The 13,949-nt window shown below is 61.1% G+C and carries 12 protein-coding genes and 2 pseudogenes; 5 read left to right on the top strand and 9 right to left on the bottom strand.

The window, feature by feature from the left end; all coding sequences use genetic code 11:
- Positions 1 to 50 precede the first annotated feature (50 nt).
- Positions 51 to 1,211 carry a pyridoxal phosphate-dependent aminotransferase gene (locus tag P0D89_RS16525; RefSeq protein ID WP_408358956.1) on the bottom strand — a complete coding sequence of 387 codons (1,161 nt, stop codon included), beginning with the start codon at positions 1,209 to 1,211 and terminating at the stop codon, positions 51 to 53.
- Complete coding sequence (locus P0D89_RS16520; RefSeq protein ID WP_408376917.1) at positions 1,208 to 1,996, bottom strand: HpcH/HpaI aldolase family protein; 789 nt, start codon at positions 1,994 to 1,996, stop codon at positions 1,208 to 1,210. The genes P0D89_RS16525 and P0D89_RS16520 overlap by 4 nt, the downstream gene beginning before the upstream one ends.
- A 253-nt stretch (positions 1,997 to 2,249) precedes the next feature.
- Between P0D89_RS16520 and P0D89_RS16515 the strand changes: the two genes are divergently transcribed.
- Together P0D89_RS16515 and P0D89_RS16510 are read left to right on the top strand one after the other, a co-directional pair.
- Positions 2,250 to 3,005 carry a GntR family transcriptional regulator gene (locus P0D89_RS16515; RefSeq protein ID WP_408358960.1) on the top strand — a complete coding sequence of 252 codons (756 nt, stop codon included), beginning with the start codon at positions 2,250 to 2,252 and terminating at the stop codon, positions 3,003 to 3,005.
- 160 nt (positions 3,006 to 3,165) lie between these two features.
- Complete coding sequence (locus P0D89_RS16510) at positions 3,166 to 3,789, top strand: YitT family protein (protein WP_408358962.1); 624 nt, start codon at positions 3,166 to 3,168, stop codon at positions 3,787 to 3,789.
- A 280-nt stretch (positions 3,790 to 4,069) separates the two neighbouring features.
- Here the strand turns inward: P0D89_RS16510 and P0D89_RS16505 are convergent, their stop codons facing one another.
- The 3 genes and pseudogenes from P0D89_RS16505 to P0D89_RS16495 form a co-directional block, all read right to left on the bottom strand.
- Positions 4,070 to 4,720, bottom strand: a complete 651-nt coding sequence (locus tag P0D89_RS16505) for a DUF2239 family protein (RefSeq protein WP_408358966.1) — start codon at positions 4,718 to 4,720, stop codon at positions 4,070 to 4,072.
- Between the two features lie 270 nt (positions 4,721 to 4,990).
- Positions 4,991 to 5,233, bottom strand: a pseudogene (locus P0D89_RS16500) (anthranilate 1,2-dioxygenase large subunit); the annotation flags it as partial.
- A 335-nt stretch (positions 5,234 to 5,568) separates the two neighbouring features.
- Positions 5,569 to 5,988 (bottom strand): MHYT domain-containing protein, encoded by a 420-nt coding sequence (locus tag P0D89_RS16495; RefSeq protein WP_408358968.1) that lies wholly within the window; start codon positions 5,986 to 5,988, stop codon positions 5,569 to 5,571.
- A 440-nt stretch (positions 5,989 to 6,428) separates the two neighbouring features.
- On the opposite strand from P0D89_RS16495, the gene P0D89_RS16490 reads away from it, so the two are divergent.
- Positions 6,429 to 8,684: a two-partner secretion domain-containing protein gene (locus P0D89_RS16490; RefSeq protein WP_408376916.1), complete on the top strand. Its 2,256-nt coding sequence runs from the start codon at positions 6,429 to 6,431 to the stop codon at positions 8,682 to 8,684.
- A gap of 46 nt (positions 8,685 to 8,730) precedes the next feature.
- Positions 8,731 to 10,476, top strand: coding sequence for a ShlB/FhaC/HecB family hemolysin secretion/activation protein (locus tag P0D89_RS16485; protein WP_408358972.1), 1,746 nt, complete (start codon positions 8,731 to 8,733; stop codon positions 10,474 to 10,476).
- Between the two features lie 39 nt (positions 10,477 to 10,515).
- On the opposite strand, the gene P0D89_RS16480 is transcribed toward P0D89_RS16485, so the two are convergent.
- The 4 genes and pseudogenes from P0D89_RS16480 to P0D89_RS16465 all read right to left on the bottom strand — a co-directional run bounded on the left by P0D89_RS16480 (position 10,516) and on the right by P0D89_RS16465 (position 12,360).
- Positions 10,516 to 10,947, bottom strand: coding sequence for a low affinity iron permease family protein (locus tag P0D89_RS16480; RefSeq protein ID WP_408358974.1), 432 nt, complete (start codon positions 10,945 to 10,947; stop codon positions 10,516 to 10,518).
- Positions 10,948 to 11,076: 129 nt separating this feature from the next.
- Positions 11,077 to 11,220 (bottom strand): annotated as a pseudogene (locus P0D89_RS16475) (aliphatic sulfonate ABC transporter substrate-binding protein); the annotation flags it as partial.
- Positions 11,221 to 11,228: 8 nt separating this feature from the next.
- On the bottom strand, positions 11,229 to 11,984 hold the full coding sequence (locus P0D89_RS16470) for an SDR family NAD(P)-dependent oxidoreductase (protein ID WP_408358976.1): 756 nt from the start codon (positions 11,982 to 11,984) through the stop codon (positions 11,229 to 11,231).
- Positions 11,985 to 12,114: 130 nt separating this feature from the next.
- Positions 12,115 to 12,360, bottom strand: a complete 246-nt coding sequence (locus P0D89_RS16465) for a hypothetical protein (RefSeq protein WP_408358978.1) — start codon at positions 12,358 to 12,360, stop codon at positions 12,115 to 12,117.
- Between the two features lie 355 nt (positions 12,361 to 12,715).
- On the opposite strand from P0D89_RS16465, the gene P0D89_RS16460 reads away from it, so the two are divergent.
- On the top strand, positions 12,716 to 13,519 hold the full coding sequence (locus tag P0D89_RS16460; RefSeq protein ID WP_408358980.1) for a transporter substrate-binding domain-containing protein: 804 nt from the start codon (positions 12,716 to 12,718) through the stop codon (positions 13,517 to 13,519).
- Positions 13,520 to 13,949 lie beyond the last annotated feature (430 nt).

The following is a 13,949-nucleotide window of genomic DNA, read 5'->3' as shown; positions in this document are numbered from 1 at the left end:
CGTCGACGGCCGATCATAGGTGCTGCAAAATCCTGGCTGCACAGGCTGGTCTAGGGCTGGCTGCGCAATAGCGTTTCGAGTCGATCCATGGCTTCGATCAGGCTGGCGTCGCTACGCGCATAACACAGGCGGATCTGGTGCGCCGACTCCTCGCCGAACGCGATGCCCGGCGCGAGTCCCACGCCGGCCTCGCGCACTGCGCGCTTGCAGAACTCGAGCGTGTCGGTGATGCCGTCGATACTGAACATCAGATAGAACGACGCGCTCGCCGGCATCACATGCAGCCCCTCCAGCGTGCGCAGACGATCGAGCACGATCCGCTGGCCCCCACGGCAGCGCGACACGAACGATTCGACGACCGGCTCGCCCTCGTTGAGGGCCGCCGCCGCCCCTGCCTGCAGGAACGCTTGACCGCCACTGGTGTTGAACTGGATCAGCTTCTCGAAGGTGTCGAGCATTGCGCGCGGATACACGAGCCAACCCATACGCCAGCCGGTCATCAGCCACGCTTTGGAAAAGCTGTTGATCACGAAGACCGGATCGTCCGGCGTGGCGATTTCCAGCAGCGAAGGCGCGTAGGGCCGGTCATACACGATGCGCTGGTAGACCTCGTCGGCAAGGATCGAGATGCCGCGTGAACGCGCGAATTCGAGCAACTGCTTCTGCTGGTCGGCTTCCATCATCCAGCCAGTCGGGTTGCCGGGCGAGGCGTAGTAGATTGCCTTCGTGCGTGCGTCACAAGCGTCGAACAGCCGCTGCAGATCGAGATGCCATCCCTCATCGCCGCAGATAAGCGGCACGCTGCGAACCTCGGCGCCGGTAATCGTGACGGCGCGCAGAATATTTGGCCATGACGGCGTCACGCACACGACGTTGTCGCCCGGTTCGATGATTGCTTGCGCGACGAGCATCACCGCGTTCATGCCGCCGCAAGTGACAGCGATGCGCTCGTCTGCCACGCGGATGCCGCACAGCCTGTCGTAGTAGGCGCGGATCGCATCCCGCAATTGGGGGATGCCGCGATTGGCCGAATAAAAGGTGTGTCCGGCTGCCAGCGCACGACTGGCCGCGTCGCAAAAGGCCTGCGGCGTCGGCAGATCACTTTCCCCCGCCCACAGACCAATGACGTCACTCCGGCCAACGCCCAGACGCCAGACGTCGATGATGGGCGAATCAGGCATCGTCGCGATCGCTTGTCTCGTCATACTCATGGCTTCCTCAGCGTGTTCTGACCGATATGAGAGGCAGGCGTCGCGCATGAGCGGCGCACCTCTTCTCTTGCCGTCAGGAATCCTTGCTTCACCAATTCAATGTCATTGGCGCACACGACCATCCGGTATCCGCTCTCGATCGCATGACGCGCGGTACGTGCGTCGCCGGTGAAGATGCCGCACGGCAAACCGCGCGCTGTAGCGGCACGCAGGACCCGCTCGCAATCGCGGCCGATTACCTCGCTGTCGCTCGTGCCGCGTGACAGACAAAGATCGCCGGTTCCGATGAACAGGTAGTCGACGCCCGGCACCGCGGCGATGGCCTCGACGTTCTCGACTCCCTCGACCGTTTCGATCATCAGGCCGATTGCCACTTCGCGATCGGCGGCCAGCATCGCATCGAGCCCGGCCAGCAATGGGCGCACGCCGCCAGCAGAACGCACTCCCACCGGTGGGTAGCGCCCTGCCGACACAGCCTTCCGTGCGTCGGCCGCAGTTTCAATGAGCGGCACCAGCACCGAAGCGGCGCCTGCGTCGAGCGCCTGTGCGATAGCGCTGTGTAAATTTTCGGCGCAGCGGGCAATCACCGGCACCTGCGCACCGACGGCGCCAATCGCCGATTCAAGCGCGCCGCGCTCCCACAGGCCGTGCTGAAGATCAAGCACGAGTGCGTCCGGGTGCGCATGAGCGGCAAACTCCACCATCGGCGTGCTTCCAAGCGCCAGCCATATCAGGTCGAGGTGTCGATCACTGACCAGGCCCGGCTTCAGCGAGCGAAAAAACATCGGTTGAATCCTTGGTTATCTGTTTGGTCCACCGAGCCGCTGCCCCGGTCTATTTTTGCAAACTGAATTCAGTTTTGAGGTTGGCGAAACCTTAAGATGGAAAAATTTAGATGTCAACTAATTGCGGCCGCCAGAATCTGGCCAACGAGCGGCGTAACCCTTATCTATCAATGTCGGAGGGTTTTACCGGAGGGGGTTTTCACTGACGTTTCAGGACCGTTCCACCGCTTGGACGAGTCTCTTGACAATGGGCATGCAAGACAGCGAAGATGAGCGAATTAGAGAATTCCGAATTCAGATTGAGGAACCGGCCAACATGACAACGCAGGTCGCAAAAATTGCAAAGACGCCCGGTCGAACCGAGCTCAAACAGACTACGTTGACCGAAACGATTTACCAGGAGGTCCGCGGTCGGCTACAGCGCGGAGACATCGGCGCGAACGAACGCATTCTCGACTATGAAATAGCAAACGAATTCGACTGCACACGCATGCCTGTTCGTCAGGCGCTTCTACGGCTGGTCAACGAGGGATACCTGGTCGGGACCACGCGCGGCTTCGTCATGCCCATGCTGACGAACAGCGACATCCATGAGATTTTCGAAGTCCGCCGGTTACTTGAACCGAGTGCAGCAGCCGGCGCGACCGCTGCGCTGACGGATAAGCATGATGCTGCGTTACAGCGTGCCTACCAGAACGCCCGTCGAGCGTATGAAAAGCAGGACGGGGTCGCATTGATTGCTGCCAATGTGGAGTTTCGCGATGTTTGGCTCGGAGCAGTGCAGAACAGACGGCTGCAGGAGACCATCAGACGCTTTACCGATCACGCACAACAGGTCAGATCGCTAACGTTGACTGATTCGTCCACCCAGAAAATCGCGCTTGATGGAATGCAAGACTTGCTGAACGGCTTCCTTGAGCGTGATGCGAAACGCGTCAGGACTACGATGCTCGAATTTATCCTCAGTGCCGAGCAACGATATTTCGTGTTGGTGGACGGCCAGGATTGATGACTGGGATACGGCGCGCGTGCGCTCTCTTCGCAAGAATCCGCCCGCTCCTTCGGATGACCCTGATTCGCCGGTTCGCCGCCACAAGCCGGTCCGTCGATGCGTTGCAGTACGAGCTAGAACAGTACATTGAGCGTTCGCATCCTGGCGTGGGTGGCCTATGAACAAGCCGATCCTCGAGCACGCGCAATGGTGGCGCACGGGGCTGGAGATAGTTCTGGTTACGCTCGGTTCCGCCGTTATCGCCCTGAACTATTACGTCTTGCTCCAGCCGAACCAGATTTTGCCTCCTGGCCTCGGGGGACTACTGGCGTTAGCCTCCCGTCAATTCGCTCTGCCGTTCGATGTCGTCTATTTCGCAGTCAATATCCCGCTGTTTCTGCTCGGATTCCGTGTAGTCGGATTGCGTTTCCTGCTGCTCAGTCTGGCAGGGACCGTGGCAATGTCGTTTTTTCTCAAGCTTTTTAGTGGAGTACCGGGCATTCATGGACTAGTCCTCGGATCTCTGCTCGGTGGCTTACTGAACGGCGCAGCTATTGCCGTAATCCTGATGTGTCGTGGATCGACCGGCGGGATGGATATCGTCTGCGTGGTGCTGTCTCGCAGGTACCCACGTTTTAGCATTGGCCAACTTTCGCTTCTCTTGAATACGGTGGTGATCGTGATTTCCGGCGCCTTTCTTGGATGGGCAAGTATGTTGGCCACCTTGATCGCGATATTCCTGGCGGGAAAGGGGGTTGATTGGGTTATGCAATTGGGCAGTCGCTGGCAGCGTGGTGGGTGACAGCGAAGAAGGCAAAGAACAAGCAAGGCAAGTCCACACGATTGGCTGATATGACTTCGTGTACCAGAATCGTATTCGAGGTTTTTCTGTATTTGACCTGTTCCGAGATTAGTCGTCACTTAACGACAGTCCGGTTAACCTTCGCACGCGGTCTTTACCGATAGTTCCGGGCACGACTCGTCGCACAGCAACGGAAAGATCGGCAAGGTCGACTTCATTGATGACGGGCGCTGTCGCACCGGAATTCAGGTTGATCGTGGGCATGCCGGGAGTGCCTCTATCAGCCTGTTGTGTGGCAAGCATCGTGCCCATCGCCGAAAGCCAGCGCGATGGCGTGATCGCGCACGTCCGCCGGCCATGCAGCAACCAGTTTGCGAAAGCGCAGCTGATCCTCCGCAAAAAGCACGCGTACGGCCTCTTCAAAACCCGCCATGTCTCCAGCCATCGCGGTCATGAAATGGTACGCACGCTCTTGCGCCTGGCGACGCCGGTCTTTCTCCCCATGCGCTCGTCTTGCTTCGTCGACCAGCTTACGCAGTGCCACAGAGGCACCGCCGGGCTGTGCCGTCAGCCATTCCCAGTGACGTGGCAGCAGCGTCACTTCGCGGGCCACCACGCCAAGTTTGGGACGCCCTCGACCGCGAGGCGGGTTAGCCGGGGTGTCAGCAGCGGTCGGATCGGGAACGGCTGGAAGCGGGCAGCCGGGTTGCGCTGCCGGATGCGTGGCAAGGCGAGCCAGCATCTCCTCGTTCGAACCTCTCGTATCGATGTCGATCGAGCGCCCGGTGGTGTCATCGAAAATCAGGACGGGGCCGGCGGCACCGCTGTCGATGGCCTGCTTAAAGACCAAAGCCACCGTTTCCAATGAACCCGACGCAATACGACGATGACCGTTGAAGGACGTGTAGGAATGGAAGGACGTGTGTGACACGGCAGCGATCTCGAATCTGGAATGATCGACAATTTATACCCGGATACAAATATTGTCAATAATATCCGGGTATAAATATCGCTAGGGATTTCAAACGCCGAGGAGTTCCTGTAATTCGCCCGGGCCGAGAGTTCAGTCGTGCGCCGCCCCGCTCCCCACCAAAAAATCCACAATCGTCCGTACCTTCACCGACGTACGACGATTGCCGCGATGGACGACCGACACCGCCTGTGGCGGCAGCTCAAAATCAGCTAGCACTTCGACGGGACGGCGGGAAATAATCAGCGGCTGACGACCTGCGCGTATCGTCAGAAAATCGTTCTTGTTCGGGATTTCGCTTTCGTGGCAGGCGTAAATCCAGCTCTTTTCGAAAATGAACTCCATCTCCAGAGAGAAGAGTTCAGGTTCCGTGAACATCTCGCGGGCTATCCGGTAGACGCCTTCCGCCGGCCGGAAGTCCAGGCAGCCACTAACGAACTCGCTCCATTCGGAGGCACTTCGCTTCTCGCTCATGATAGGCCCTCTCCTTCGCCTCAATCGTTTCGATGAGGTGTATTGGATACCCAATCAGCGAGTCGAACTATCCAGCCAATTTGCGTTCACTATCTGATTATTTTGACAGCGCGCTTCTCAAGCTACGGGCGCTGCGCAGACGGCATTACTCGCGGCAACGATGCGGTCCGCGGAGCAACGCAGGACGCCAGAAACTCCGACGCGGGCAACGGCCTGCTCAACAGGAAGCCCTGCATCTGATCGCAGGCCAGTTCGCTGAGCGGGCCGAATTGCGACTCAGTCTCGACACCTTCCGCGACGACCGGCGATCGCCACGCCCACCGAAAGCGCGACTTTCAAGGGTGTGTATTCGATGGCCGGCGACATCGGCATCGCTGCATGCCGGTGAAGTGCATCGCGGCTATGCCGACGCCCATGATCGTTCCGGCGACGCTTGTGCGCCGCCGGGACAGCACGCCGCGGCTCGTGGTGGCAAGCGCGATCAGCGACATGCCGATTGCGAGGAACAGCGATGCCCTGGTGATGGCAAGGCCGTAGCCGACCGCATCCGGCAGCGAGAACGCCAGCACGCCGGTGAAGTGCATCGACCAGACGGCGAGCCCCATCGACAACGCGCCGCCGGCGAGCCAGAGCGGCCGCCATTTCGCGCTCGCGAGCGCATTCAGGCCGGCAGACAGTTCCACGGCCGTATAGAACGCGAGGAATGCGACCGCCAGCGACAGGCAGACCAACAGCGGGTTATAGACACCCGTCATCGGCCCTCTCTCTTGTTCCGCAGCAGTCTTGTGCGACTGTTTTTCCTACGGCGCGCGAGGGCAACGCGCGCGGCATGCTCTCCGACGCGCTATCGACAAACTTGCGGACAACCTTACGCTTGCGCCGATATGCCTGGCTCCGCAGACATCGGCCCAGCGAATGTGCCGCTGCGTCCCATGAACGATAACGCCGGCAATTGCCGAACGGCTGCGGGCTTTCCCCAAGGCCCGACCATGACGCCAACGCATGTCCCATTGCGCAGATGTTTAGGCCGAAAACGTTGATATTGGAGCCGCATCGCGCCCTGCGAGGTTGGGATTCGTCGGAGATAATGCCGTCAACGTGCGGCCGGTTGAATCAGCGCGAACGGCAACCAGAAAGCGCCGGTCCTTGCACGTCCAGCGTGGCAAGCGACACCATCTACAGGCGACAAGGAGACATGATGAACCATGTTCCGCCGGTATCTGATGCTGGACCTGATGTACGTCGCCGCAACGCGCTCGTCGCGCTGCTTCCCGTTGCCGCCGCTGTCCTTTGCTGCGTCACGCCATTGCATGCGCGAGCGGCCGGACCATTGCCGGCCGGCGGACACTTCGTCGGCGGAACCGGGTCGATCGGCGGCAGCGGCGCCACCTTGACGATCAACCAGACCTCCGGCCGCGGCGTGGTCGACTGGGACAGCTTTTCGATCGGCGGAAATAACCACGTCGTATTCGCCAACAACAACGGCGCCACGCTCAATCGCGTGACGGGCGGCTCGCCGTCGGCGATTCTCGGCACGCTCACCGCAAGCGGCAGCGTCTACCTGATCAACCCGCAAGGCGTCCTTGTCGGACCGAAGGGTGTCATCTCCACCAATGGACGCTTTGTCGCGTCGACGCTCGACGTGGACAGCACCGCCTTCATGAACGGCGGACCGCTGACACTGTTCGGCAATTCCAATGCGGGCATCGTCAATCTCGGCACGATCGCGTCGAGCGGCGGTGACGTCTTCCTCATCGCGCGAAGCGACGTGGTCAACGCGGGCACCGTCAGTGCGCCCAACGGCACGGCGGAACTGGCCGTCGCGCAGCAGGTGTTGCTGCAGGATTCCTCGTCGGGCAAGCAGGTGTTCGTTCAGGCGGGCACGGGCGGAATGCTGTTGAATAACGGCTTGATTCAAGCCGCGCAGGTCAACCTGCAAGCGATGGACGGCAATATCTATGCGCTCGCCGGCAATCACGAGGCCTTACGTGCAACCGGCACGGCCACGCGCGACGGCCACGTCTGGCTGGTTGCCGGGCATGGCCAGGTACGGCCCGGCGGCTCGATCGAGGCGACAGGCGGCACCGTCGACATGAGCGCGGACAAGGTCACCTTCCCCGCGGGCGGCACGTCCGTGAAGGCCGGCCAATGGAACATCTCGACAGCGGGCTTCACGGTCGACGGCAAGGCGGCACGCGCGCTTTCGACGGGCCTCGGCAACGGCACGTCGGTCGATGTGCAAACGACGGGAGCGAGCGGCAACAGCGGCGACCTCAACGTGAATTCGGGGATCACCTGGCAAGGAAACGCGTCGTTGACCCTCGCGGCCTATCACACGCTGACAGTCAGACAAGGCGCAACCATCGGCAATCGAGGCAGCGGCAACCTGACGTTGCGCGCGGATGCCGCGAGCCTCGATAACGGTGGTGGGGTCGTCAACCACGGCGTCGTCGACTGGTCGCGCAGCACCGGGATCGTCGATGCGTTGTACGACATGAACGGGACTTACAGCGCGGGCACGGTGCTCGCCAATTCGGCGTGGACCAGCGCGCCGGGCAGTGGCCAGATCACGCAGATCACAGCTTATAAGTTGATCAACAGCGTCAACGACCTGGAAAACATTTCGCAGGATCTGGCGGGCAACTACGCGCTCGGCAAGGATGTCGACGCGGCGGGCGTCATGCTCGCGCCGATCGGCAACCATGCGACGCCCTTCACGGGCCAGTTCGACGGCATGTGGCATAGCGTGCTCAACGCCACGGTCCAGATCGCCGATTTCAGTCACGACTATTCGGCCGGTTTGTTCGGTGTGGTCGGACAGGCGGGCGTGCTGCGTGATGTGGGCGTGGAGAATGGTTCGGTCAGCACCAGCTTTCTCGGCAGCGGCATTCTGGCCGGCGTCAACCAGGGCTTGATCACATCTGCTCACACGACAGGCGTGGCCGCGGAATCGACGCAGGAAGGCACCACGTTCGGCGGCCTGGTGGGGCGCAACGCGGGCACCGTCGAGCGCTCGTGGAGCAGCGCCGCGGTATCGGGTTCGGACGCGAACGGCGGACTCGTGGGCTACAACCTGGGTTCGATCACGCAATCATATGCGACCGGGAACGTCAGCCCGACCTATTCAACAGGCTTCGGCGGCGGGCTGGCCGGCATCAACGATGGGACGATCAGCCAGTCGTTCGCTACGGGCGCGGTTCAGACTCGCTTGATGGCGACCCACGGCGTGATCGCCTTCGGTTCCGGCACCCTCGCGCCCGATGATTACTGGAACACGGAAACCACGGGGCAGGCTTTGAGCGGCGGGGCGCTGCCGCTGTCGAACGGGCTCACCACCGCGCAGATGAGCGAACCCGCCAGCTTTGCCGGTTACGACCTGGGTCCGAATGGCGTATGGGCGATGCCGACCGGCGCCACCCACCCCGTGCTGCGCTGGCAGCTTGCGCACTAGGCGAGTCGGCTCTTCCAGCGCCGAAACGGCGCGCGTAACGCGACGCGTGTTCGGGCCTTTGCGTCGTGCATTGATCGCGCTAGGCATTGCAGCCGCCGTTCAGTGTTCTCCGGCATCGGCGCAGGCGTGGCGGGACCTCGCGCCGCAGCCTGCCCCGACGACGCCTCGCAGCGCGCCGCCCCAGCAGTCTCCCGAAGCCGACACGCAACCTGCACAGATCGCCGTTGGCAGGCTCGAAGGGCTGATCTTTGAACCTGCGGGTACCAATGCGTCAGCGGCGCTAGCGCCGCCGCAACGCATTGCCGCCACCGATCTGCCCGTACTCGACGCCCAATTTCTAAACACCTTCGACGCGGATCTCGGCAAGCCGCTGAGCTTCGCGCGTCTCGCCGAGATCCGCCGCGCGGTAGTCGAGCGTTATCGCGCGGCGGGCAAACCGCTGGTGGATGTCTATGTGCCCGAGCAGGACGTGAGCTCGGGTGTCGTGCATATCGCGGTCGCCGAATTCCGGCTGGGCCAGGTTCGCACTCGCGGCAACCACTACTTTTCCGACGCGTTGCTCGAACGCGAAATGCCGCTCGAACCCGGCGGCGCGATCCTGCAATCGGCGGTGTCGTCGGGACTGACCGTGCTCAACGCGAATCCGTATCGGCGGGTGGACGCGGTCTTTGCACCCGGCGATGCGGCGAACTCGACCGACGTGATATTGCAGACGGAAGATCGCTTGCCGCTGCGCGTGAACGCCGGTTACGACAACGCCGGCGTGCCCGAGCTCGGCCGCGATCGCTTCTTCGCGGGCATCGGCTACGGCAACCTGTTCGGACTCGACCAGCAGATCGCATATCAGTTCACCGCGAGCAACGACTTCTTCAGCGGCAATCCGGACATCGAAGGGCGGCCTGATCGCGCGCGCTTCACCGCGCATGCGCTGAACTACGTCGCGCCATTACCGTGGGGCGACAGTATCGAACTGTTCGGGGTCTATGCGCAAAGCACGCCACGGCTGCCCGAGAGTTATGGGCAAACAGGTATCTCCGCGCAGATGAGTGTGCGCTACGACTGGCGTCTGCCGAGCACGACCGACACGGCGCAGCAGATCCAGTTCGGCTACGACTTCAAGCGCAGCAACAACGATCTGGAATTCGGCGGCTTTCAGGTGTTTAACTCGAATACCCACGTGCATCAATTCCTGTTGACTTACAACGTCAGCAAGCCGACCGATGCGGGAGCCGCGCACGCATCGGCGACGCTCGTCGGCAGTCCGGGGGCACTGGATAGCGCGAACAACGAAGCCGCGTTCAACGCCGCGCGACAAGGGGCGACGCCCCGTTACATGTATCTGCAACTGGCCGCGCTGCGCACGCTCGCCCTCGGCGGCGGCTTCACGCTGAGCGCAAGCGGCGCGTTCCAGTGGACACCGAACACATTGTTGCCCAGCGAGGAAATGGGACTCGGCGGAGAGTCCAGCGTGCGAGGGTACACGCCGTACATCGCGCTCGGCGATCGCGGCTGGAACGTGCAGACCGAATTGCGTGCGCCCGGACTGCCGTTCGGTGCAAGCAGTGCGATCGTTCAAGCTTTTGCTTTTTTCGATGCCGGGCATGTGTGGAATCGCATCGATCAGCCCGCGGAAACCAGTAGCGGTTCACTCGCCAGCGTCGGCGCGGGGGTGCGCTTCCAGTGGTCGCGATTCGTCGACTTTCGCTGCACGTACGGCGTACCGCTGCGCGCGCCGACCCCGGGTGGATCGAAAGCGCCGATGGTGCTGTTGTATGTTTCGATCGGTAGTTGATTACTGCATTCGTCGCGATGTTGGGAAAGCTGGCACGCTCTAGCCGCCTTCATTGCGACTATCGACAAACGGCGAATCGGTATCGCTGCCGCCAGCGCGCAGCGCCGTCCGCGCATCTTCCGCTAATTTCTCGTAGTGTTTGCGAAAACGGTTCAGGTCTTTCTCTTCGAGCTCTTCGAGATCGAGTAGCGCGTTGTGCGCACCCTCGATCGCGCGGATCAGCTCATCGAGCTTGATCTGCATCGCGGCCGTGTCGCGGTTTTGCGTGTTCTGAATCAGGAAGACCATCAGGAACGTGACGATCGTGGTCGACGTATTGATCACGAGTTGCCACGTGTCGCTGTAATGGAAAAACGGGCCGGTGATCGCCCAGATCAGCACGAGAGCGGCCGCAAGAACGAAGGTGGCCGGCCTGCCGGTCATCGTGGAAAGGTAGCTGGAAAACTGCGAAAACCATTTGCTGGTCATCATGATCTCCGGGTTCAACGCCATGTCCGGAATGATCGCACGGCAGCGTGGGGCTCGTTGGGCGCCAACGAGCCCCACATGCCTATATTTGAAAATTGGACCGCGCACGATGACTAGCCTGCTGCTGCCGTCCTATCCACCGGAAGCGGTAGTCGACGTGAGCGCGGCTTCAGCCCGCTTCGGGCTGAAGTTCCAGCGTTGCGCCGAGCCAGTATCGACCGGCGCAGGCAAAAGACCTGCGCGATAGAACGTATCGGCAATCTTTTGTTCAAGTCCTCGTCACGTTAGAAAGATTCATTGAAGGGGCGCAGATCGATTTCCTGCGACCACGCACTATGGCCCTGCCGATGCAGATACCAATAAGCGTCGGCGATATCGTCGGGATTCAGCAAGCCCTCTGGTCCCCGCTCGGCAACACGTTGCGGCGCGGACGTGCGCAGACGCTCGCCGTCGATCCCGCCGTCGACCACGACATGCGCAACATGGATATTGCGCGGCCCGAATTCGCGCGCAAGGCTCTGCGTAAGAGAACGCAAACCAGCTTTCGCCGACGCGAATGCCGCAAAAGGCGGACGCCCCCGCAGCGACGCAGTGGCGCCGGTGAAGATCAATGAGCCACGCCCGCTCGCCAGCAGCGGCTGCAAAGCCGCCCGGGCGAACAGGAAGCCGCCGAGCGTCGTGACACGCCACGCGGCTTCAAACTGTTCGGCGGTGAGTTCGAGCGTCGGCGCGCGAGTCGCGGCGGCGGCATTGAAGATGGCAACTTCGAGTGTGCCTATGCCGGTCAGTTGCCGTGTGATCGCGGCGAGATCGCTTTCACTGGTGACATCGCCGGGCAACGCGAGCGCATGACCGCCAGCGCCGCGAATTTCATCGGCCAGCGCGTCGAGCCGCTCGCGCGAGCGTCCCGTCACGGCAACGGTCAACCCCTCGCGCGCGAAGCGACGCGCGAGCGCGGCGCCCAGGCCGGCGCTCGCGCCGACACCGGCTATCCACGCAATATGCCTAGGCTCGTGTTTCTGTTCACTGGGTTCGGTCATCGGAATCTCCATTGCACACAGCCGCGGCACGCGACGCGTCGCGGCATCAGGTTGGTCTCTCGGGCGTGGGGTGCGCGCGTCAGAACGATTGCCTGCTTGCGTGACCGCCCCTCTACCCATCACCCGAGCGTCAGTCGGACGGAATATCGAGCGGCACCACGAACATGCCGGCAGGGTATTCCATGTGAAAGTAGCCGGATTGCGCGTAGGCCGCAATGCGTTCAAGCCTCTCGGGCGAATTGCATGCGCATTGTGGCGGCGGCCCGCCTTGCGGCGAGTGCGCGGACGGCTCGCGTCCTCGCGCTATCCGATCCACAAGAAAAGTACGCGTGTGCCGAAGTCCGTCCCAGATAGCCAGCGGTAAATTTGCCAACATGCGGCCTCCATCGATTCGATTCATCGTTATTTGAATCTAGCCATCCACGCGGCGAAGGGCAAAGAAGCGTTTGTGGAATCGTTTTCGCGGAACCGATCAAAGTGTGAAAACGCGAGCACGAATGGCGCGTACTGTTCCGGCAGCCACGATTTTTGAAATGGTCTTCAGACGACACCGCGAGTGCTACGATGAGCCCTGCGAATCGTCGTATTTTTTTCGCAAAGCAGCACTGGTGGTTGTTGATCATCATGGAGACTACTGACCGGGTTAACCAGCCTTCACGAAGGACCGAAATCGTTTCCCTGGTAGTGGAATGATTGCGCAACCCGAAACTCAATCAAAGAGGAGACATCTAATGAAATTGTCGAAGCTCCTGCTCGTAAATGTGTTTGCCTTATCGGCCATTGGCTTGACTTCTGTTGCCGCGCATGCCGAAGATCTGTTGGACAGCGTCAAGCAGGCTGGAGTACTCAAGATTGGCCTGGAGGGCACCTACCCTCCGTTCGATTCCCGCAACAGCGCAGGTGAACTCGAAGGTTTCGACGTCGACGTCGCGAAGGCTGTTGCAGCCAAGCTCGGCGTGAAGCCGCAATTCATTCCCACTGAGTGGAGCGGCATCATCGCGGCGCTTCAGGCCGGGAAATTCGACGTGATCGTCAACCAGGTCACCATCACACCGCAACGCAAACAGGCGCTCGACTTCAGCCAGCCATACACGTACTCGGCTGCGCAATTGATCCAGCGGGTAGACGACAAGCGCGAGTTCAAGTCGCTAGATGAGTTCAAGGGCGACAAGAAACTGGGCGTGACGCTCGGCACCAACTATGACCAGATGGCACGAGCGGTCCCGGGCATTAACGTGCAGACCTACCCAGGCGCGCCCGAAAAGCTGCGCGATCTCTCAAGCAAACGTATTGACGCGACGATCGACGACCGGCTGATGTTGCCGTATATGATCAAGACCTCACAGTTGCCGCTTCGTCCGGGGGCCGTGCTCAAGGGAGCGGATCAGGAAATGGGCATCCCGTTCCGCCAGAACAATCCCAAGTTTGCGAAAGCGATCAATGATGCGCTGACCGAACTGAAGCAGGACGGTACGCTGAAAAAGATATCCGTGCATTGGTTCGGCACCGACGTGACCCAACCGGTCGCGCAGTAATCGCCCATGCGTTCGTGCGCGCCCACGCCGGGCAGTTGGACTGGCGGCGTGGGTGCGTTGCACGCGCGTCATAGAGGCCTGTTGCGATCTTTTGGCCACGGGGCAACAGCAGCGCAGCGGTCATCCCCCATTGGAATGCGTCACACGAGTCGGCAAAAACGCACAATCAGTGAATACGTTCAGAAGGCCGATCCGACTATTTTCAAAGGAGGGTTTCGGGCCATAGCGCGACAAAGTGCTGAGTGCTACTCGTCAACCATCGCTCGATACACCCACTTCTAGAAAAGAAACGCACGGCCCGGCCATATCGCCGGCCGGCGGTTGAGGCGTTCGGCGACATATCATTCGATCCCAGGAGTCAGAAACAAACGGCGAACTACTCATGCGATAGCCGCCGAGCCATTACTCGTTACCTCAATAGGACCGTTGC

Source organism: Paraburkholderia sp. RL18-085-BIA-A (assembly GCF_046027075.1).
Lineage (GTDB): Bacteria > Pseudomonadota > Gammaproteobacteria > Burkholderiales > Burkholderiaceae > Paraburkholderia.
This window is presented reverse-complemented; position numbering and strand designations above follow the sequence as displayed.